Annotated in this window: 20 protein-coding genes and 2 pseudogenes; 9 read left to right on the top strand and 13 right to left on the bottom strand. The window is 67.9% G+C overall.

The genetic code is table 11. The annotated features are described in order from the left end of the window. Nucleotides 1-45: 45 nt before the first annotated feature. Genes G6N66_RS28565 through G6N66_RS28550 form a run of 4 tightly spaced genes read right to left on the bottom strand, consistent with a single transcriptional unit; the run spans nt 46 to nt 2,712 of the window. Nucleotides 46-576, bottom strand: coding sequence for a hypothetical protein (locus G6N66_RS28565; RefSeq protein ID WP_139825101.1), 531 nt, complete (start codon nt 574-576; stop codon nt 46-48). A gap of 26 nt (nt 577-602) precedes the next feature. Further along, nucleotides 603-1,094 carry a TIGR04338 family metallohydrolase gene (locus G6N66_RS28560; RefSeq protein WP_085231836.1) on the bottom strand — a complete coding sequence of 164 codons (492 nt, stop codon included), beginning with the start codon at nt 1,092-1,094 and terminating at the stop codon, nt 603-605. Further along, nucleotides 1,091-1,840, bottom strand: coding sequence for a DUF2786 domain-containing protein (locus tag G6N66_RS28555; RefSeq protein ID WP_085231835.1), 750 nt, complete (start codon nt 1,838-1,840; stop codon nt 1,091-1,093). The genes G6N66_RS28560 and G6N66_RS28555 overlap by 4 nt, the downstream gene beginning before the upstream one ends. A 35-nt stretch (nt 1,841-1,875) precedes the next feature. Continuing rightward, nucleotides 1,876-2,712, bottom strand: coding sequence for an alpha/beta hydrolase (locus G6N66_RS28550; protein ID WP_085231834.1), 837 nt, complete (start codon nt 2,710-2,712; stop codon nt 1,876-1,878). A 31-nt stretch (nt 2,713-2,743) separates the two neighbouring features. Here G6N66_RS28550 and G6N66_RS28545 point away from each other — a divergent pair. After that, nucleotides 2,744-3,759: pseudogene (locus G6N66_RS28545) on the top strand (sigma-70 family RNA polymerase sigma factor). Nucleotides 3,760-3,762: 3 nt separating this feature from the next. Next, nucleotides 3,763-5,178, top strand: a complete 1,416-nt coding sequence (locus G6N66_RS28540) for an alpha/beta hydrolase domain-containing protein (protein ID WP_085231832.1) — start codon at nt 3,763-3,765, stop codon at nt 5,176-5,178. Here the strand turns inward: G6N66_RS28540 and G6N66_RS28535 are convergent. Next, nucleotides 5,175-5,642 carry a VOC family protein gene (locus G6N66_RS28535; RefSeq protein WP_085231858.1) on the bottom strand — a complete coding sequence of 156 codons (468 nt, stop codon included), beginning with the start codon at nt 5,640-5,642 and terminating at the stop codon, nt 5,175-5,177. The two genes, G6N66_RS28540 and G6N66_RS28535, sit on opposite strands and share 4 nt — an antisense overlap. Before the next feature lie 15 nt (nt 5,643-5,657). Next, complete coding sequence (locus tag G6N66_RS28530) at nt 5,658-6,509, bottom strand: LysR family transcriptional regulator (RefSeq protein WP_085231831.1); 852 nt, start codon at nt 6,507-6,509, stop codon at nt 5,658-5,660. Nucleotides 6,510-6,655: 146 nt separating this feature from the next. Between G6N66_RS28530 and G6N66_RS28525 the strand changes: the two are divergent. Continuing rightward, nucleotides 6,656-7,588: pseudogene (locus tag G6N66_RS28525) on the top strand (DMT family transporter); the annotation flags it as partial. Here the strand turns inward: G6N66_RS28525 and G6N66_RS29870 are convergent. Next, nucleotides 7,531-8,664, bottom strand: coding sequence for an NAD(P)H-dependent amine dehydrogenase family protein (locus G6N66_RS29870; protein ID WP_085231830.1), 1,134 nt, complete (start codon nt 8,662-8,664; stop codon nt 7,531-7,533). The pseudogene G6N66_RS28525 and the gene G6N66_RS29870 overlap by 58 nt on opposite strands. A 105-nt stretch (nt 8,665-8,769) precedes the next feature. Between G6N66_RS29870 and G6N66_RS28515 the strand changes: the two genes are divergently transcribed. Both G6N66_RS28515 and G6N66_RS28510 read left to right on the top strand, forming a co-directional pair. Beyond that, entirely contained in the window at nt 8,770-9,591 is an 822-nt protein-coding gene (locus G6N66_RS28515; RefSeq protein WP_085231829.1) for a MarR family transcriptional regulator, read from the top strand. 4 nt (nt 9,592-9,595) lie between these two features. Then, nucleotides 9,596-10,321, top strand: coding sequence for a pirin family protein (locus G6N66_RS28510; protein ID WP_085231828.1), 726 nt, complete (start codon nt 9,596-9,598; stop codon nt 10,319-10,321). Here the strand turns inward: G6N66_RS28510 and G6N66_RS28505 are convergent. Further along, on the bottom strand, nt 10,318-11,673 hold the full coding sequence (locus G6N66_RS28505; protein WP_163645931.1) for a 13E12 repeat family protein: 1,356 nt from the start codon (nt 11,671-11,673) through the stop codon (nt 10,318-10,320). The genes G6N66_RS28510 and G6N66_RS28505 overlap by 4 nt on opposite strands. Before the next feature lie 89 nt (nt 11,674-11,762). Between G6N66_RS28505 and G6N66_RS28500 the strand changes: the two genes are divergently transcribed. From G6N66_RS28500 to G6N66_RS28485, 4 genes are all read left to right on the top strand, one after another. Beyond that, nucleotides 11,763-12,446, top strand: coding sequence for a hypothetical protein (locus G6N66_RS28500; RefSeq protein WP_085232002.1), 684 nt, complete (start codon nt 11,763-11,765; stop codon nt 12,444-12,446). Between the two features lie 2 nt (nt 12,447-12,448). After that, nucleotides 12,449-14,353 (top strand): YhgE/Pip domain-containing protein, encoded by a 1,905-nt coding sequence (locus G6N66_RS28495; protein ID WP_085232003.1) that lies wholly within the window; start codon nt 12,449-12,451, stop codon nt 14,351-14,353. Between the two features lie 12 nt (nt 14,354-14,365). After that, nucleotides 14,366-15,709, top strand: a complete 1,344-nt coding sequence (locus G6N66_RS28490; protein WP_085232004.1) for a YhgE/Pip domain-containing protein — start codon at nt 14,366-14,368, stop codon at nt 15,707-15,709. Between the two features lie 99 nt (nt 15,710-15,808). Then, nucleotides 15,809-16,867: a phosphodiester glycosidase family protein gene (locus G6N66_RS28485; RefSeq protein WP_139825111.1), complete on the top strand. Its 1,059-nt coding sequence runs from the start codon at nt 15,809-15,811 to the stop codon at nt 16,865-16,867. Here the strand turns inward: G6N66_RS28485 and G6N66_RS28480 are convergent. From G6N66_RS28480 to G6N66_RS28460, 5 genes are read right to left on the bottom strand one after another with little or no spacing between them, the layout of a single operon-like run. Then, nucleotides 16,860-17,501 (bottom strand): YoaK family protein, encoded by a 642-nt coding sequence (locus tag G6N66_RS28480; protein ID WP_085232006.1) that lies wholly within the window; start codon nt 17,499-17,501, stop codon nt 16,860-16,862. The genes G6N66_RS28485 and G6N66_RS28480 overlap by 8 nt on opposite strands. A gap of 53 nt (nt 17,502-17,554) precedes the next feature. Next, nucleotides 17,555-18,223, bottom strand: coding sequence for an Mce protein (locus G6N66_RS28475; RefSeq protein ID WP_085232007.1), 669 nt, complete (start codon nt 18,221-18,223; stop codon nt 17,555-17,557). Beyond that, the gene (locus G6N66_RS28470; RefSeq protein WP_085232008.1) at nt 18,190-18,744 is read right to left on the bottom strand and encodes a mammalian cell entry protein; all 555 of its coding nucleotides are present in this window, start codon (nt 18,742-18,744) and stop codon (nt 18,190-18,192) included. The genes G6N66_RS28475 and G6N66_RS28470 overlap by 34 nt, the downstream gene beginning before the upstream one ends. Then, nucleotides 18,741-19,718: an RDD family protein gene (locus G6N66_RS28465; RefSeq protein ID WP_085232061.1), complete on the bottom strand. Its 978-nt coding sequence runs from the start codon at nt 19,716-19,718 to the stop codon at nt 18,741-18,743. The genes G6N66_RS28470 and G6N66_RS28465 overlap by 4 nt, the downstream gene beginning before the upstream one ends. Further along, the gene (locus tag G6N66_RS28460) at nt 19,715-20,398 is read right to left on the bottom strand and encodes an Mce protein (RefSeq protein ID WP_232079437.1); all 684 of its coding nucleotides are present in this window, start codon (nt 20,396-20,398) and stop codon (nt 19,715-19,717) included. The genes G6N66_RS28465 and G6N66_RS28460 overlap by 4 nt, the downstream gene beginning before the upstream one ends. Nucleotides 20,399-20,405 lie beyond the last annotated feature (7 nt).

Here is a 20,405-nt window from a genome sequence, read left to right as displayed (position 1 = left end):
GCTCGGTCTCGCGAGCACGCTGGGCGGCGTGCTCCCAGTCGAGGCTCACGGCGTCGCGAAGGTGACGTCCAGGATCTGCTTGGCGCCGTCGGTGACCGTCAGCCCCGAATCATTCACGCTGATCGAGTCGGCCGTGAATGCGATGCCGACGGGCGCGACGGTAGGGTCGCTCCGTGGATCGACGGTCACCTTGGTGATCGCGGGCGCCCCGGTGAACTTGTAGACCGGGCCGTTGAACGTGCCCGTCCCCAGCCGCGCACTCGTCAGAAACGTCTCCGTCACCTGGGTTCCGGCGACGTCGAAGCTGGCGTTCACCTGCACCAGCTTGTTGCGGGTGCTGTAGAGCGTGCCCTTCGGCCAGCTGACGGGGACGGTGCCGGTGACGGTGTTGGTGAACACCTGGTCGACCGTCGGGTAGTTCGCGGTCAGCGACACCGTCGAGCCGTTGAGGGAGGCGGGCGGAGGCGGCGGGGCCGCGGACGTGGAAGTGCTGGCGGTCGGAGGCGCCTGATTTCCACAGCCGGCGACCACGACGGTCAAGACACTCAGCGCGGCAATCGCGACTCGTCTCGTCACGGCTCTCCACTATGCCGCGACTACCGTCAGCGCACGCCCTCTTTGGCATAAACGACGCGCAGCACGTGCCCGAGTTCTGGCCCCATCACCAGCTCGGTCAGCGCGCACATCGTCGCGACGAATTCCGCGCCGTGCGCCGGCTCGGCGCGGCACAGGTGGTGCGCCACCTCGTGCAGCACCACCAGTTCGCGCAGCGCCCAGTCGGCGGTGTCCCGGTCGGGCACCGCGATAACGCCAGCGCCATCACGGTTTTCGTAGTGCGCGGCGGTGGCGGCGCGCCGCGGCCGCACCCGCAGCGGCGAGACCTGCGGCCACTGCCGGCGCACCGCCGGCAACGCGAGCACGTCGTCGACATAGCGCTGGGCGGACGCCACCGACCCGAACCGCCCCTCGGGCGGCAACGTCAGCTGCGTGCCGAAGAAGTCGATGCTGGGCGATCCGTGTTCGGCGGCGCGGTCGAACATCGTCCGGACGAAATCCTCGGCCGCGTAGACCTTCGCACGCTGCGAGTCCCTCACCCGCGCAACGCGCTGCGCGCCCCCGGCAGCTCGGGGCTGGTACCCAACCGCGCACGCCTGCCGGCCCGGTCACCCGCCCGCCGGGCCGCCGACGAATACCCCGCCGTCGCGCTACTGGCCCGCCAGGTGCCGCGCGCCTGCGACGCGCCGCGGTAGTAGTCGCGCAGCTCGATGTCCTTGTCCCGCAAGGCAATAGCTGTGCCGGGCGGACGGCGACGATCCTTGGTAGCCTCGCGCCTGGTCTCCTCGCGGGCCTCGGCCAGCCGCTTCCCGACGCGGGCGCCGAACGCCAGCTGAAAGTTGAGGCGGGCCGTGATCGTCGGCGTGGGCCGGTGCGCACCGGAGGCCAGGTAGCTATCCGAAGCCCGCACCATCTGCACCACCAGGCTGGCGTAGAGCGCGTGACTGGCGTCGATGTCCTCGGCGAACCCGTAGGCGTAGACGAAGGTCGAATTCGACGCGACATCGCAGCGCACGTCGTTGGCCGCCGCGATGACCACGAACAGCTGCACGTACGTCCGCAGCCCGCGCGTGCCCGCCGTCCCGATGGTGATGGTGCGCTGGGTGGGAGCCTGCGCGGCCGAGCGGTTGGCCGAGTGCGAGCGGGCCACCGCCAGGTCGATGGATGCCGCGGTCGCCAACCGTTGCGCGGCGGTCATGAAGGCGTCGGCCTCGTGGACGTTGTCGGTGCCTTCGGCCTGACGTAGCAGCGCGGCGATGCGCGCCAACATTTTGTCGTCGGTCATGCCGCCAAAGTACTAAAGCCGTACGACATCTGGCATTACAGCCGTTTGGTGATCCAGGAAACGACGTCGTCGAGCACCTGGTCGCGTTCCGGCTCGTTGAAGACCTCGTGGTACAGCCCGGGGTACACCTTCAACTCGACGTCGCTGGACCCCACGCACCCGATCAGGCGGCGGCTGCCGTCCAGCGGTATCAGCCGGTCGTCGGAACCGTGGACCACCAGAAGCGGCGCATGCAAGGCCGGCGCCCGCTGCGGCATGGTCTCACCGACCTGCAGCAGCGCCCGGCCGATGCCGAAGGGAACCCGGCCGTGGTACACCAGCGGATCGTTCTTGTATGCCGCCACCACCTCGGGGTCACGCGAGATGGCGTCGACGTCGAGTTCCTGCACCGGCACACCCGGCAGCAGCACGCCGAGCCCCTTGGCGGCCAAAGCCATCAGCGGGTTCACCAGCTCCTGGGCCGCCACCGCCGGCGCCGACAACACCATCAGGTCGTAGTTGTCCGGGCGTTCCACGCCGTAGGCGAACACGATCCCGCCGCCCATGCTGTGGCCCAGCACGACGCATTTGAGCGCGGGATGCTCGCGCCGGGCGATCCCGACCAGGGTGTCGAAGTCGCCGGTGTACTCCGAGATGTCCCGCACCAGCATCCGCTTGCCGTCCGAGCGGCCGTGGCCGCGGTGGTCCAGGGCGTAGGTGACCAGCCCGTCGGCGCCGAACCGCTGCGCGACGTGGTCGTAGCGACGGGCGTACTCCCCGAGACCGTGTGACAGCACCACCACCGCGCGCGGCGGGACGTCGGGCGTCCACACGTCATAGACGATGCGCACGCCGCCGACCCCGTCGAAATGCCGTTCAGTGCGGGTTGTCATTACGGGCAGCGTAATGGCTCGGTAAACACGGATGTCAGAGAGCCTGCGTAGGCTGTGGCCGTGACCGTGCGGGCCGAACCAGCCAGCGCAACCGGCGGAGACTTCTCGGCACATGCCGAGCCGTACCGCCGCGAGCTGCTCGCGCACTGCTACCGGATGACGGGCTCGTTGCACGACGCGGAAGACCTGGTGCAGGAGACATTCCTGCGGGCCTGGAAGGCCTTCGACCGATTCGAGGGCAAGTCGTCGATCCGGACCTGGCTGCACCGCATCGCCACCAACACCTGCCTGACCGCGCTGGAGGGCCGTCAGCGCCGGCCGCTGCCGACCGGGCTCGGGACGTCGAGCTCCGACCCCACCGCAGAACTGGTGGAACGCCGTGAAGTGGCCTGGCTGGAGCCGCTGCCCGACCTGACCGACCCGACCGCGGACGCGGCCGACCCGGCGGTCATCGCCGGGTCCCGGGAGTCGGTGCGGCTGGCGTTCGTCGCCGCGCTGCAGCACCTCTCCCCCCGGCAGCGCGCGGTGTTGCTGCTGCGCGACGTGCTGCAGTTCAAGGCGGCCGAGGTGGCCGAGGCGATCGGGACCACCACGGTCGCCGTCAACAGCCTGCTGCAGCGGGCCCGCTCGCAGCTGGACGCCGTCGGGCCCGCCGACCGGTTGTCGGACCCGGACTCCCCCGAGGCGCAGGACCGCCTGGCCCGCTACATCGCGGCGTTCGAAACCTACGACATCGACCGGTTGGTGGAGCTGTTCACCCGCGAGGCCATCTGGGAGATGCCGCCCTACACCGGCTGGTACCAGGGCGCGCCGGCCATCATCACGCTGATCCACCAGCAGTGCCCCGCCGAGCTTCCCGGCGACATGCGCATGCTCCCGCTGGTCGCCAACGGCCAGCCCGCCGCGGCCATGTATATGCGCGCCGGTGAGGTGCACGTGCCGTTTCAACTGCACGTGCTGGACATGCGCGCCGACGGGGTGACGCACGTGGTGGCGTTCCTCGACGACTCGTTGTTCGCGAAATTCGGGTTGCCCCTTAAGCTCTAGCGAATGACCGAACCAGTGCTCGAAGCCATACCCGGGAAACCCAATCTGCTGCTGGGCGCCTTCGAGATTGACAGCGTTGGATACGCGGCCGAGGAGTTCTTCGTCTCGGGCACCGCGTCGTCCTACAGCCCGGAATCGGAGCCGGGCGCCGACGGCCAGTGGCGGGTAACGCCTTCGGGCGCGGCCGATTTCACCACTCGGATCGTGGCGCTGACGCCGAAAGACCGAGCCCAGTTCAACGGCACCGTGCTCGTCGAGTGGCTCAACGTCAGCGGCGGGATCGACGCGCCCGCCCTGTGGATGATGGCGCATCGCGAGGTGCTGCGGGCGGGCTATGCCTATGTCGCGGTGTCGGCCCAGAAGGTCGGGGTGGACGGCGGCGTCAGCCTGATGGGCATCGACATGTCCCTCAAAGCCCAGGATGCGAGCCGGTACGGACGCCTGATTCACCCGGGCGACGCCTACGCGTTCGACATCTTCTCCCAGGTGGCCGGGGTTGTCCGGGGCGGCGGGCTGCTCGGCGACCTGCAGCCGCGACACGTCATCGCGCTCGGCGAGTCCCAGTCCGCGGTGTTTTTGACCACGTACATCAATGCGGTCGATCCGCTCGCCAAGGCCTACGACGGCTTCCTGGTGCATTCCCGGTTCGGGCCGGCCGCCCCGCTGGACGGCAGCTCGTTGATCGAAGAATTGCAACGGCCCAGCGGTGAGCAGGCGGCGGTGCCGTTCCGTCGGGATCTGCGCGTCCCGGTCGTCACGATCATCACCGAAACGGACCTTTTCGGCGAGAATCCGCCCGGCTACTACGCCGCGAGGCAACCCGACAACGATTGGTTGCGGGTCTGGGAGATTCCCGGCACCGCGCACGCCGACAACTACACGATCCAGGTCGCCGCGATCGACACCGGCTCGGCGCCGCTTGACGACCTGGCGGCGGCCTACGCGCCGACCAAGATGCTGATGGGTCAGGAACTCGGGCATTACATCAACTTCGCGCCGCAACACCATTACGTGCTGCAGGCCGCGCTCGCCGCACTCACCACCTGGGTGGCAACGGGCGAGGCGGCGCCCCGCGCACCGGCCCTCGAGGTGCGCAAAGCCGAAGCGCCGCAACCTGTTCCGGATGGTCACGGCGTGGCCCAGGGCGGCGTCCGGACGCCGTGGGTGGACGTCCCGGTCGCGCGGACATCCGGGATCATCCCCCCGGAGGCCGCCGCGGAAAGCGTGATGGCCTGGCTCTTCGGTTGTGGTGAGCCCTTCGACGCCGCCACGCTGTCCCGGCTCTACCCGGGCGGGGCCACCGAGTACCTGGAACGCTTCACGGCTGCGCTGGACACTGCGATCAAATCGGGCTTCATCCTGGAGGCCGACCGCGCCGAGATCCTCGCCCTCGCCGCGGCGAACTACCCGGGCAGCTAGCCGCCGGGTCTCCACATTTGCTCGGTGGTCTCGGCGCCGCCGGGCAGCTCGATGAACTCGATCGGCGTGCCGTCGGGGTCGTAGACGAACATCATCCGCACGCCCCCAATGTCAACGGGCGGTACGCATTTCACGTCGCCGCGCTCGACGACGCGTTGGTGCACCGCGTCGACGTCGGCGACGGTGAACGACATGTTGGTGTAGCCGCGGTGCGGGCCGTCGGGGGCGACGGGCACGTCACCAAGGTCGAGCAGTTCGATCATGGTGCCGGCGATCAGCCCGCCGACCATCCGGCCCGCGGCGTCGCTGGTCCCGGTCACCGCGTCCAACCCGGCGCCGTCGAGCGCGACGTCGAACACCACGTCCATCCCCAACAGGCCGGTATAGAAGGCCAACGAGACGTCCATGTCGGAGACGCCGATGCACAGATGGGAAAACCGTTGAAGCGGAAGCGGTTCGGGCATGTTCACCTTTCCTGTTCAGCTTCCTGAGGCCAGCACGTCGCGCACCGCGCCGTCCACGGCGCTCAGCAGATCCGGATCGATGCCGGTGCGCCCGCGGACCAATACCGTGGCGCAGTTGGCGGCGGGCAGCCCTTCGGCCGGGCACAAGCCGTCGGGCAGCTTGCCGATCATCGGCAGCAACGCCAGGCCGAGGCCCGAGCGCACGGCGGCGTAAAGCCCCGCCAAATCGGCGCATTCGGCGGCGATCTCGTAAGCAACCCCATGCTTTTCGAGGATGGCGAAGGCCGGCTCGCGCAGCGTGCACGGCTCGGCGAAGATCACCAACGGCAGCGGATCTTCCTGCCGAGCCGTGAAGCTGCGCGCCGAAACCCATTTCAGCTGAACGACTCCCGACGCATTCGCGCGATCCAGCCCGGACCCGTCCAGCATGATCGCCAGGTCCACCAGCCCCCGGTCCAATGCGTCCGCCAGTGAAACATTGCGGTCCAGCCGGAAGCGGGCCCGGCGGTCGGGCAGCCGCTCGCGCAGCACGCTGGTCAGCGCGGGCAGCATCACGTCGGCGCCGTGCTCGGTGGCGCCGATGGTCAGCAGCTTGTTTTCGGTGGCGCCGAGGTCGTCGAGGGCGGTGTCGTGCGCCGCCAATATCGTGCGCGCGTGCCGCAACAGCTTGCGGCCGACTTCGGTGAACAAGACGCCGCGCCCGGAGCGCTCGACCACCGGCGCGCCGACCACGCCTTCCAGCTTGCGTAGGTGCTGGCTGACCGCGGACTGGCTCAGGTGCAGCGCGGCCGCCGCCCTGTGAAACCCCCCACAGTCGGCGACCGCGACCAGGCTGCGCAGCGGCGCGATGTCGAGCACCTGGGCCATGGCGTCACCCTAGTCCGATCAGCGATAACGATCAATAATTTCGTCAAAAGCGCATGCTAGCGCCCTAAGTGATAAGCAGTCATGATCGGTTGCGATCGCCAATAATCGTTGGACGCCGCGGGTCCGGCTCCATGAGCATGGGGGCCATGGACCAGCCGCGCATGCCATTGACCACCGCTTCGGCGGTGACGCTCACCTACGCGATCGGTTATCCCATCGGGACGCTCGCGGTCACGGCGATGACGCCGATGGCCGTCCTGGTGCTGCGCTTCGGCCTGGCCACCATCATCCTGTCGGGCTGGGCCCTCGCGGCCAAGGCGTCCTGGCCGCGCGGCGCGCGGTTCGGTCATGTCGTCGTCGCGGGTCTGCTCATCCAGGCCGTGCAATTCTGCTGCCTCTACGAGGCGGTGCTGCTCGGCGCGCCCGCGGTGCTGTGTGCGGTGGTGATCGCGATGAATCCGGTCATCACCGCGATCCTGGCGGCGACATTCCTGCGCGAGCCGCTCGGCTCGGCGCGGATCGCCGCCCTGGCCCTCGGTGTCGTCGCGGTGCTCGCCGCGTGCGCACGACGCCTGATGACCACGCACGGCATCGATCCCGTGATCGTGCTGCTTGCCGTTGCGCTGCTTGGCCTTTCGATCGGCGGCGTGTACCAGCAGCGGTATTGCGTCGGCGTCGACTTCCGCACCATGAGCGCGATGCAAAACGCGGTGGCGCTCGTTCCGGCGGGAGTGCTCGCGATCCTCACGCCCTACGCCGTGCACGACGCGGTCAAAGCCACCGTCGCGATCGCCGGCGTGGTGCTGCTCAATGCCACGCTCGCGGTCAGCCTCTACGTGCGCGCCATCAGTGTGCACGGAGCGACCCCGGTGGCGATGCTGTTCGCCGTCATTCCCGCGGTGGCCGCGGTGCTGTCCTGGTTCATGCTCGGGCAGCGCCCCGACATCGGCATCGCGATCGGATTGGTCGCCGGGGGCGGCGCCTGCTGGCTGAACAGCCGGGCCTCCAACCCGGCGGGCCGTCAAAACAGGCGGCTGTCCGGCGACGGACCGGGCACCGGGCGCACCAGCCCCGCCCCGGTGACCAGCGGCAGGTCCAGCGCGGACAGCAGCCCGGGCGGCGCCGCGCACACCGCGGGGATCGCGTTAACCATGCGCGACGAGCCCGCGATGCGCGCGCCCAGATCGTGGTCGTGCTCGTCGGCCATCTCGAATTCGCAGCGCATGGCGGGTGACCCCTCGATCTCGACGCGGTAGAGACCGCGGCCGCTGGCCAGGCCGTAGCCCAGGTCCTTGGGCTCGATCGTGATGTGCGGTTGCGGCCAGTCCGGGGCGATGTCGTCGCGCATGCGGGTGACGTGGTCGAGGACGAAGGTCGGCTTCTCGCCGACATACCCGGTGAGCGTCGAGCGCATCGCCGCGATCGTTCCGGCCGCGATGTGACCGGTGGGGGTGTCGAACGACTCGGGGGCGGGGATGCGTTCGTTGGTTTCCTCGACGTGGTCGATCTTGGTCCCGAGTCCGGCCGCGAGCTGGTGCAGCACCGGGCCCCAGCCGAAGGTGAACACGCCGGGCGTGGCGGCGAACGCGGTGAACTCCGGCGGCTTGCCGAATCCGAGGATCTCGTACACCGCGGCCTTGTCCGGGTAGGTGGCATAGTTGAACATCTCGGTCACCCGCACCGACTCGATCACCCGGGATACTCCGGTAAGCACAAGCGGCAGAACATCATTGGCGAAGCCGGAGTCGATGCCGGTGGTGAAGAACGACACCCCGCCGTCCAGCGCGGCCTGCCGCAGCGGGTCGGTGAACGCGGAGTCGACAGCGTCGGGGAACACCAACGGCACCACCGAACACGACACCACGTTCTTGCCGGCCCGCAGGATCGACGCCATGTCCGCGACGGCGTCCAGCGGCCGCAGGTTCGCGCCGGCCGCGTACACCACCGCGTCGGCGTCCCCGGCGAGCAGCGCGGCCGGGTCCTGCGTGGCCACCACGCCGACGGGCGCGATGCCGCACAGCTCGCCGGCGTCGCGGCCGGCTTTGGCGTCGCTGTGCACGACGACGTCGACCAGCTCCAGCTGCGGATGGTCGATCACGCCGCGCAGGGCGATCACGCCCATCGAACCCGGGCCCCAGACGCCGACCTTCAACACGAGGAAGTCTCCTAATATTAGGATTGCTAAAGCTATATTTAGGAAGAGGGTAAGGAGCCGGCCATCGCCGCGTCAATCGCCAAGTCGCCGCCCACGGCACGGGTGATGGATGTGCTCGGCGCGCTGGCGGATTCCCCCGGCGGGCGGACGTCGGCCGAGCTGGCGAAGGCCTGCGGGATCAGCACCTCGACGTGCGCCCTGCTGCTCGCCGAGCTGGAACGCGGCGCGTGGGTGGCGCGCCGCGAGGACCGCCGCTATGCGCTGGGCAGCGGCTTGTTCCGACTGGTCCACGGGCTGCGCAGGCAGTTTCCCCTGTTGGACCGGGGGCGCGACGCCCTGACCTACCTGCACGAGACGCTCGGCGCGGGCTGTTCGATGTCGAAGATCGGGGACCGACACCTGATCACGGTCGATAGCGTCGGCCACGGCACCGACGGGGAGCACGCGGTCGGGCAGCGCTTCCCCATCGACCCGCCCTTCGGCCTGGTCGCGATGGCCTGGCGTGACGACGATTTCGTGCGGACCTGGCTGCAGGGGGTCCGGCCGCGGTTGAGCCGCGCCGAGATCGCGCAGCAACAACGGGTGCTCGCTGATATCCGCGCCCGCGGCTATGGCGCCTGGCGGTTCGACGACACCCACCAGTCGCTACACCACCGGCTGACCAGCGTGCTGGCCTCGCTGCAGCCCACCGCGGAAGTGAGTCGCCAGTTGACCACGCTGATGACGATGGTGACGCTGGAGTCGGTGACCGATGCGCTCGAAACAGAGCTCGCGTCAACGGAATTCGTGGTGCTGCCGATCTTCGGGCAGGACGGCCGGCCGGAGTTTCAGATCGAGATCCACCTGGGCCGTTCGGCCGGGCTGACGCTCGGCGGGCTCGACGACGCGCTGCGCCACGCCCAGGGGCTGCTGGCGGCACTACCCTGAACCCATGGCCGCCACCGTAACGATCCGCCGAGCCGGCGACCGGGCCGTCACCCGAACCTCCTGGCTGCATTCCCGGCACTCCTTCTCCTTCGGCGATCACTACGACCCCGACAACACCCACCACGGCCTGCTGCTGGTCAACAACGACGACATCGTCGAGCCTGGCAAGGGATTCGACACCCACCCCCACCGCGACATGGAGATCGTCACCTGGGTGCTGCAAGGCGAACTGGCACACCGGGATTCGGCCGGCAACCACGGTGTCGTCTATCCGGGTCTGGCGCAGCGCATGTCGGCGGGCAGCGGAATCCTGCACTCGGAGAAGAACCATTCGTTCACGGAGCCAGTGCATTTCGTGCAGATGTGGGTGATCCCCGACGAGACCGGCATCATGCCCGGCTACCAGCAGCACGAGATCGACGACGCCGCCCTGAATGGCCGCTTGGTCACCGTCGCCTCGGGCATACCCGGCCACGACGCCGCCATCACCCTGCACAACCGCAACGCCGCCCTGCACGCCGCGCGGCTGCGGCCCGGCGACGCCGTCGCCCTGCCCGCGGCGCCGTACCTGCACGTGTTCGTCGCCAAGGGCCGGCTCGACCTCGAGGGTGCCGGCATCCTCGACGAGGGGGATGCCGTCCGGTTCACCGACACCGACGGTCGCCGGCTGGAAGCCGACGCCGCCTCGGAGGTCCTGATCTGGGAGATGCGGGCACAACTCGGCGGCTAGGGGTCGGGGTCGTTGCGCAGGAGTTCGTCGGGGTGGTGGGCGTGGTTGATTTGGGGTGGTTCGTTGCCGTTGGTCCAGCCGAGGCGTCCGGTGTTGGTGATTTGGGTGTGCAGGTCGCCGCGGCTGGTGGCGGCGTGGTCGCAGCCGCAGGCGAAGAAGAGTTTGTCGGCGTCGGTGCGGCCGCCGTGTGCCCAGTCCGGGCAGTGGTGGACTTCGCAGCGGTAGCCGGGCACCAGGCAGTTGGGTCGGGTGCAGCCGCGGTCGCGGGCATGGCAGATGAGTCGTTGGTCGGCGGTGGCGATGCGTTTTTGCCGGCCCAGGTACAGCGGGCGTTGGGTGTGGTCGTCGAAGACCGCTAGGTAGTGAATCGCGCTGGCGGCCATGCGGATCAGATCGGGCATGGGTAGCCGCGAGCCGCCGCCGGTGCGCGCGGGTGCGGGCATGGCGATGGTGGGGTCGGCGACGGCGTGGGCGGCTTGGTTGAGTTCGGCCATGGTGGTGGTGACCACCACGGTCACCGGGTGGCCGCGGTGCACACCGAGCTGCCCGGAGGCGATGGCGTGGTGCATGCCGAGTTTGAAGGCGTCGTGGCAGCGTTGTGCGGGGGTGCGCTCGTCGCGCTCGGTGTCGTCGGGTTGGTGGCGGCCGGGCCGCACGGCGGCCTCGACGGCTTCGAAGTAGGCGCGGGCTTCGGGGTCGATCCATCCGCTGATCCGCGACATGTCATCGGGGCCTTGCGGGCCCAAATGCAAGCCGCGGCGGCGGGCGCGGTCGGCGTCGGTGAACACACCGTCGGGGTTGAGGTAGTCGGCGATGCGTTGGCCGAGTCGTTCGACGACTTTGGCGTCCACGCGCCCGGCGTGTTCGACCAGGCGGCGTTCGGCGTTGGCCACCTCGGCGGGCGCCACGCTGGCCGGCAGCACGTCCAGGGCGCGGCACACAACCCGGATGTGGTCCTCGCCGACGTCGCCGGCCTGTACGGCGGCGGCCAGCTCGGGCAGCGGGGCGGGCAGCGGCGGCCCGGTCAGCGAGCGGCGCGGTCGGATGCGCGCCGCCAGTTTGAACCGGCGGGTGATCTCCCCCGGAGCGATCCGCAGCCGCGCCCACAACGTGTCCCGTACCGCGGGCACGAACCCGGTCTCGTCGGGCGGATCGGCGATCTCGGCGAAGATCCGGTACATCAGACCGCGGTTAACCCGCTCCTGAGTCTCCAGCCGCTCGGCGACCTGCACGCGAAACGAGCTGCCGACCAGATCCGAAGACGTCTCCCGCAACACGTCGTGGGCGGCGTCGATCGCATCCAGGGCAGCACTCATCCGCTCTCGTGCCGCTGCGCCGCTGACAAAGCCCATGCCCCAACGCTATCGAACATACGTTCGCACACAACAGGCCCGCCTGCAGATCTGTGGATAAGCGGCCAACTGTGGATAACGTTCTGAGCATGGACGCACCGGACGAGCAGGAACCCGAAACCGCCCCGGTGGTCATCACCGCGAAGGGCCTGGGGGTGGACGGCGAACACGGCCCCCTGTTCGCCGGCATCGACCTCGAGCTCACGTCGGGCCTGCACGCCATCCAGTTGCCAGGCGGGCCGCCCCAGGACGCGCTGCTGTTGACGCTCGCCGGACGCCTCAAGCCCACCCACGGCACCGTGACCGTGCTCGGCGACACGCAGCCCCGCGCCATCCGCCGGCATTGTGTGATCGCCGCCTTCGCCGACATCGACGAGCTCGAGGAATCGGTGACGGTGCAGACCGTGCTCGCCGAACAGAGCCGGTGGCTCGCAAAGTGGTACTCCCGCATCCCGATCGAGGCCGGCCAGGACAAACTGCAGGACGTGTTCGGCGCCATCACGCCGCCAACCCCGACCAGCTTCATCGTCGAATTGACCGACCTGCAATTGTTCCTGTTGCGAATCACCCTGGCGCTGATGTCGGATCGCCCGATCCTGGTGGTCGGCGACCTCGAACAGGTCCGCGACAACGCGGAGCGCGCGCTCGCCGTCGGCCGGCTCGGTGAGATCGCGACCACGCGCACCGTCGTTGTCGGTGTGACCAACCCGCTCGGCAGCGACGCACCCGAACACGATCTGCACGATCACCGAATCCTGATCGAAAGGGACTGACGATGTTGGCTGGACTCGCATTCGGTTCGGAGATCAAGCGTTTCGGGCGCAGCCGGTTGACGCGGGTGGCCATCGTGGTGCTGATGCTGCTGCCGTTGGTCTATGGGGCGCTTTATCTTTGGGCGTTTTGGGACCCCTTCGGGCACGTGAACAAGCTGCCCGTGGCGCTGGTCAACTCCGACCGCGGGGCGTCGGTCTCCGGTCAACAGTTCAACGCCGGCGACGAGATCGCCAAAAGCCTCACCGCCGACCGCAGCCTGGACTGGCGCGTCGTGAGCCCGCAAGAGGCCCGCAGCGGAGTCGACCACGGCAAGTACTACTTCATGCTCGAGCTGCCACCGGACTTCAGCGAGGCGATCGCCTCGCCGGTCACGGGACAACCGAGAAAAGCCCAACTCATCGCCGTCTACAACGACGCCAACAACTACATCTCGTCCAGCATCGGACGCACCGCCATCGACCAGGTGCTCAACGCCGTGTCCACCCGAATCTCCGGCCAGGCGGTCAATCAGGCTCTGTCCGTGGTTGTTTCGTCGGGCGCCGGGATCAAGCAGGCCGCCGACGGAGCCAGACAACTCGCCGACGGCGCGGCTCAGCTCGACGACGGGATCGGGCAACTCTCTACCGGTCTGCACCAGGCCAGGACGGGGTCGACACAGGTCGCCAACGGCGCCAAGCAACTCTCGGACAGCATCAACGCGGCCACCGACCCGCTGCTGGCCGTCACCAAGGCGCTCTCACAGGTCGGCGGCGGCGCGACCGCGCTGCAACAAGCCTCCGACCAGATCGGCACCATCGCCGCCGCACAGGACGGCGCCGCGAACCAGCTGACACAGGTGATAGATCAGCTGTCCGCGAGCCCGGATCCGGTGGCGGCCAACGCCGTTGGCGTCTTGCGCGGCATCCAGGATCAACTCCGCGGCCATCAGTTCACGCCCCAGATCCGCCAGCAGCTGACCAACGCGCAGAACGCCACCGGGCCCCTGCGGTCCGCTCTCGACCAGGTGGGCCGCGGGAACCAGGACCTGACGAGCAAGCTCACCCAGCTGCGCAGCGGCGCCGAACAACTCGCCGCCGGCAGCGCCGAGTTGGCGACCGGCATAGGCAAACTCGACGACGGTGCGGTGCAGCTGAAGAACGGCAGCACACAATTGCGAACGGGCTCAGCCGAGTTGGCCACCAAACTCGGCGAAGGCGCAAAGCAGCTGCCCAACTGGACAACCCAGCAACAAAACGCCATCGCCGACACCATCGGCGGCCCGGTCCGTCTGGACACCACACATGAGAACGCCGCGCCCAACTTCGGCACCGGGATGGCGCCGTTCTTCCTCACCCTCGCCTTGTTCTTCGGCGCGCTGGTGCTATGGATGATATTGCGGCCGCTGCAAAACCGCGCGATCGCCGCCGAGGTGATCCCCCTCCGCGTGGCGCTGTCCAGCTATCTCCCCGCCGCCGTGATCGCGCTATTCCAGGCGACCATCCTGTACTGCGTGGTGCGCTTCGCCCTCGGCGTCCACTCGGCGCATCCGGTCGCGATGCTGACCTTCATGATGCTGATTTCCTGCACGTTCGTTGGCGCGACACAAGCGATCAACGCGGTCGTCGGCCCCGCGGTGGGGCGGGTGCTGATCATGGCACTGCTCATGCTGCAGTTGGTCAGCGCCGGCGGCATGTACCCCGTGGAGACCACCTCGAAGCCGTTCCAATTTTTGCATCGGTTCGACCCGATGACCTACGGCGTCAACGGACTTCGACAGCTCATCCTCGGCGGCATCGACCACCGGCTGTGGCAAGCGATTATCGTGCTGTTCACGATCTGGGCTGCCGCGCTGGCGATCTCAGCCCTGTGCGCCCGCCGGGACCGGCTCTGGAGCCTCGACAGGTTGATACCGGCCATCAAGATTTAGACAGGAGCCAGCATGACCCACGCTGCGCCGAACCCGAAGGCGAACATCAAAGCGCTACGCACCGTTCGCTTTTGGGCCTTCCCGATCCTGGCCACGCTGGCCGTGATGTCGGCGCTGGCGGCACTGTACCTGGGCGGGATCGTAAATCCGATCACTAATCTGCGCCACTTCCCGATCGCCGTGGTGAACGAGGACGCCGGGCCGTGGGGTGCAAAGCTTGTCGAGGGCCTGGTCCATCAGGCCGACAAGAACACCTACGACATCCGGGTACTGCGCCACGACGACGCCCGGCGGCAGTTGGACAGCGCGAAGGTGTACGGCGAGCTGCTCATTCCGCCGACCTTCTCGTCCAACCTGACCGATTTCAGCGAAAGCGCCGTTTCACCCACGCATGCCGAGCGGCCCTCCGTCACCATCTTCACCAATCAGCGTGCCGGCACGCTCGGTTCCAGCATCGCCGGCCAGACCCTGACCAAGGCCATGGCGCTCGCCAATAGCGAAGTGGGCAAGAGTGTTTCGGCTCAAGTCACGGAGCAGATCGGTGGAGCGCCGTTGACAGGAGCATCGGCGACGGTGCTGGCCAACCCCATTGACGTCAGGTCGGCCGTGTACAACCCCTTGCCGAACGGCACCGGCAATGGATTGTCGGCGTTCTATTACGCGCTCTTGCTCTTGCTGGCCGGATTCACCGGCAGCATCGTGGTCAGCACGCTGGTGGATTCGATGCTCGGCTACGCGCCGGCCGAATGGGGCCCGGTGTACCGATTCGCCGAACAGGTCAGGATCTCGCGTTTGCAAACCCTGATGGTCAAGTGGGCCATCATGGTCTTGTTAGCGTTGCTGACTTCGGCGGTCTACCTGGCGATCGCACACCGGCTCGACATGCCCATTCCGCTTGGCTGGCAGTTGTGGCTCTACGGGGCGTTCGCCATCAGCGCGGTGGGCATCACCTCGAGCTCACTCATCGCGGTGCTGGGCTCCATGGGAATGCTGTTCAGCATGCTGGTCTTCGTCATCCTCGGCTTACCGTCGGCGGGCGCCACCGTCCCGTTGGAAGCGGTGCCGACGTTCTTCCGGTGGCTGGCCGCGTTCGAGCCGATGCACCAGGTGTTCCTGGGTGTGCGTGCGCTGCTCTATCTCAACGGCCGCGCGGACGCCGGCCTGACCCAGGCGTTGCTGATGACGGCCCTGGGCCTGGTGATCGGGCTGTTGGTGGGTGGCGTCATCACAAACATCTACGACCGCAAGGGCTTTCACCGGATCCAGGGCGCAGCCGAACTAGCGATCGCCGCCGAACACCAAGCGCAACATCAAGCCCGGCAAGGCAAAGACGAAAGCCCCAGCGTGCAAACGTAATTGCTGCGCGGCCGAAGTGTCACTCGGTCGTGACCTGCATGGTTGATCCTGTTTGGGTCCCACTTCATCAGTGCTGAAAGGGCTGCCGTGCTTCCCCCCATGGCCAGCTTGCGCCGGCTGGCGGCTTGGTGCTCCGCCGTGGCGGCGTGCGCGACGCTCGCCATGCCGGTCGCACACGCCGCTGACGGCCGCGAGATGCTGGCGAACGCCATCAACACCACCCAGGGTTCATATCTGGTCTACAACTTCGGCGCCGGCCATCCCATGCCGATGCTCAACGCCGGCGGCAGCTGGTACGAGGGGAACAGCGGCGGGCACCTGATGATCATCAAGAGTGCGGCCGGACGGCTACAGCCGCACCTGCTGGTCGACACCCACCAGGGTGATCAGGCGCGCTGCGAGAGCAATCCCGGAGCCCGCACGGGCGAGGGCCTGCTGCAAGCGTCCGAGGTCTACACACCACTGCAGGCGTGGCAGCGGATGGGTCAACCGACCATCGCGATCAATGCGAACTTCTTCGACGTGCGCCCGCAGAAGGGCGGCTCGTGGCGCACCACCGGCTGCTCTTCCCCGCTGGGCGCCTTCGTCGACAACACCCACGGCCAGGGCCGCGCCAACGAGGCGGTCACGGGCACCGTCGCCTACCCCGGCAAGCAAGGCCTGTCCGGCGGCGGCGAGAGCTGGAGCGCGCTGTCGACGATGATCATGCCCGTCGGCGGCGCGCCGTATGTGTTGCGGCCCAGGGGAACCCAGGACTACGACGTCGCCACCCCGGTGGTCGCCGACCTGCTCAATAAGGGTGAGAGGTTCGTCGCGGTCTCCGGGATCGGTCTGCTGTCCCCCGGCAGGACCGGGCAGCTGCATGACCCCGGGCCCAGTGCGGCGCGAACGGCCATCGCCTACGCCAAGCAAAAGGACGAGATGTACGTCTTCGAAGGCGGCAGCTACACCCCGGACAACATCCAGGACCTGTTCCGCGGCCTGGGCAGCGACACCGCGATCCTGCTCGACGGCGGCGGGTCGTCGGCCATCGTGTTGCGCCGCGATACCGGCGGCATGTGGGCCGGCGCGGGTTCGCCACGGGGATCCTGCGATACCCGCGAGGTGCTCTGCGATTCGCACGAGCGGGGCCTGCCCAGCTGGCTGGCCTTCAACTAGCGTCCGGGCCGAACCGGAAGATCAGCATGCTGACCGCCACCACCGCCGCCGTCAGCGCGAACACCGGTGCCACCACAATGCGTGACATCGTGGCGCCGAGGAAAGCCCCGGCGCCCATCGTGAAAACCACACTGACGCGCAGCTTTTCACGCTCACCAGTGCCACCGGCCAGATGACTGTCCAGACCCAGGCTGACGATCGTCGAGGTCAACACGGTGGTGGAGAGTTCTTGAATCCCGAACTGACGCGCGCTGGAGTGCTGTAGCCCGAACGTCACCGCGAGCAGGCCGATCATGATGAGTTTGCTGTTGTCGTGGTAGTGCAGCGCACCGGTGCCGGCCAGGATCGACAACGCCAGCAGCAACACGATTTCGGTCGCCAGCACCGTGGTGATCCACTGCCGCGTGCGCGCCCCGAAATGCCGCGCCAACCGGCCGCTGACGATCGTGGTGCAGACGAACGTCGGCAGCGCCACCGCCACCGCGGTCAGATCGATGTTGGTCCGCGGGGCCAGCCAGAACCCGAGAAAGATCACGTTGCCCGTCATGTTGGCGACGAACACGTGGCCGAGGACCAGGATGCTGATGGCATCGGCCAACCCGGTCGCGAAGGTCAGCAGCAGCAGCGCGATCACGGTCGACCGCTCGGATACCGGCGATGCGATTTGCCTTGGGGCCATCGGTCCCGCTAGACGTGCGGCGTCAGATCCAGCGAGGTGATGGTCGTCATCCTGGTCACCAGCCAGTGGCCCTTGTCGCGCCTCATGATCAGCCGGTAGGACAGGTATTTCAGCGCCGGGACGTTCTTGGTCAGCGGGCTGGTGGACGTGGTGTTGGTGTAGACGATGGCGACCGCGTTCGGGCCGTCCAACGATTCCACCGCGGCTCCGGTGACTTCGGTGTGGTTGGTGACCTTGGCCTGTTTGTTGGGGCCGACGATCGCGTCGACGAATTTGCGGTACTGGGCCGCGAAGTCGCCGCTGAGGTACATCGCGGCGCGGTCGGCCAGGGTGTCCATGTTCTCCGGCGTGTAGGTCCACAGCGCCGTGATCGCGTTGGCGGCGGTGCGCGCAACTGTCAGTTTGGTTGCGACGGCGGCGCGGTCGGAAAGGTAGGGCTGCAGGGTCGCGCCCGCGAATGCCGCGGACCCGACGAACAGGAGGGCCGCGATTGCCACTACGACGGCGATCCGCTTGCCGGCCGGTCGCCGGGTCCGCATCGCGGCGGCCTCGGAGCTCGCAGGCGCCGCCTCGGCATCATCGTCGGGCTGTTCAGCCTGTTCCGATTCTTCGGCGGCGTCGTCTTTCTCCGCCGGGTCGATGGTCAGATCACCTGCAGCAGGTTGCTGATCTTCCATTGGCTCCCTTCCTGCTTGGCGGTTGCCGTCCAACGATTGGTGTTCTCGAAGACCTGCTTTTCATCCGGCGACTTCGAGGTGACGCCGGTCGCCACCAACACGTTGACGCTGCCGTCGTCGTTCCACCTTTCCACGCCGGCGTCGAGGACCGCACCGGTGGTGGGCTCGGCGCGAGCCACCTGGAGCAGGATCTCGTTCGCCTTGTCGTGGTACTGCTTGGCGAAATCGCCGGTGGCCTGGGCCATGATCCGGTCGATGTAAGCGTTGGCGTGAAACGGATCAATGGACGTGAAGTCCACCATGAACCATCTGACATAGCTGAGCACCGCGCGGTCCTTCGCCGCGGCGCGCTCCCGGGATTGATGCGAGATCAGCATCATCGTGGACACGGTGAGCGCCGCGACCATGAGAAGCGCGGAAACCGTTGCCGCAAGCGGCAATCCCCAGCGGCGCCGCGACCGCGTCGGGTTTGCGACGAGGAGCGCCTCCTCGCCGGGCTGAAACTTGCGTCGGGGACTCATTTTCCGTTCCCCGGCGGCTTCGGCTTGGCCACGACGGTGAGGTCGTCGACGCGCCAACGGTGGTCGGGGCCGTCGGCGAAAACCACCTGGACGGTTGCGGTGATGTAGCGTTCTTCGGCGCCCTCGCCGCGCCGGCCGTGCATGAAGAGCAGCATCGTGATCCGATCGGGCGTCGCCGACTGAATCGCGGCGTCGTTGGGCCAGTATTCGTTGATGATGGGGTGGCCCGTTTTCACGATCTCTTGCTGCTCAACCAATTTCGGCCGGTACTTGTCGGTGGCCAACGACTGCGCCCGCGCGAAGTCATCGGGCAGCGTCTTCGGGTCGTAGGTCAGCATCTGCGCGACCATCTTCGGCCCCTGAATCGAAACCTCTTGACGCGCTTGATCGGTCGCCCGTTCGCGGGAGTACACGACCGCGTAGCTCAATGCCGCCCCCGCTACGCACACGCACGCGCACGTCAGCACCGTCGCCGCCATCCACCTTCGCACGAGGGCCGGCCGGTCTTGTGTTTGGGTGCCTCGCGCCTCGGTGCGCAGCAACATGTCCGCAAACGTCCGGCGTCGTGAATCCCACAGCGGCCATAGCCATCCGACGAACAGCGACAAGGTGTCGAGCAGATGGGCCAGGTCCCGCAGCAGCAGTCGCCATGGGCCGGGAGATTGCCCATCGCGCCCCACCACCGCGATTCCGCAGACAGCGCGCCCCAAACTCCACCCGGTGACCGTCGGCAGCACCAGGCGGTTGACCAACACCAGCAGGAAGGCCACTGCGGCAACCGACATGCTCACCCACCACCACACGCCGCGCGGCGGGACGGTGAAGGAGACCAACAGCATCGTGGCCACCACGGCCAGCCCCGGCAGGACGTCGACGGCGAACGCGCCGACGCGAATTTGCCAGGGCGCCAAGCTATTCTGCGATGACTCTGCGATGACCTCGGTGGCCTGAGTCTCCTCGACCACCATCGTCAGCACTTCTTCGTCACCTGGTCGGGCTTGGTCACCTGATCGAGTTTGGCGATCTTGTACTGGCCGTCGGCGGGCGCCATCCTCACCCGCAGGCGGTAGCCGGATTCCTGGTCTTTGGCTTGGTCGTTCGAGACCTTGACCCGCAGCGCGACCAGCACGTCGATCGAGCCGTCACAGTTGATGCGCTCGACGGCGGCCCGCTCATCGGACACCTGAACATGAACGTTGGCGGCCTGATACGCCTGCACCAGCATGCTGGTGTACAGCAGCGCCTGACTGCGGTACACGTCGGTGCCGCAGTCGATGATCTTCTGCTCGCTGGCGGCCATCGCGTTGGTGTCCGGCGCCTGCGTGACCGCCACGCAGATCTTCGCGGCCTCCAGCGCCGCCGCGGTGTTGCGCGCCGTCGTCTGGCTTTGGCGGTGGGCCCGCAGCGCGAAGTAGCCGCCGACCCCGACGCCGCCGGCGAACAAGACGAGCGCCACGGTGAGGCAGGCGGCCCACGCGAGACCGAGGCGCGACGGCCTCCGCTCGACGGCGGGAATCGCCGCCTCGGATTCTTCAGTCGCCTCGGATTCCGCCGACTCGGTCGGCGTCTCGTCCGGTTCCTCGACGCGGGCCTGCTCGGTCGCGGCCTCGCTCGAAACCGCCACCTCCGTGTCGGCCGAGTCCTCGGCCGTCACCTCCGCG

The organism is Mycobacterium conspicuum, from assembly GCF_010730195.1.
Classification (GTDB): Bacteria; Actinomycetota; Actinomycetes; order Mycobacteriales; family Mycobacteriaceae; genus Mycobacterium; species Mycobacterium conspicuum.
Note: the sequence above shows the minus strand (reverse complement) of the source record. Positions and strands in the feature narration are given on the sequence as shown.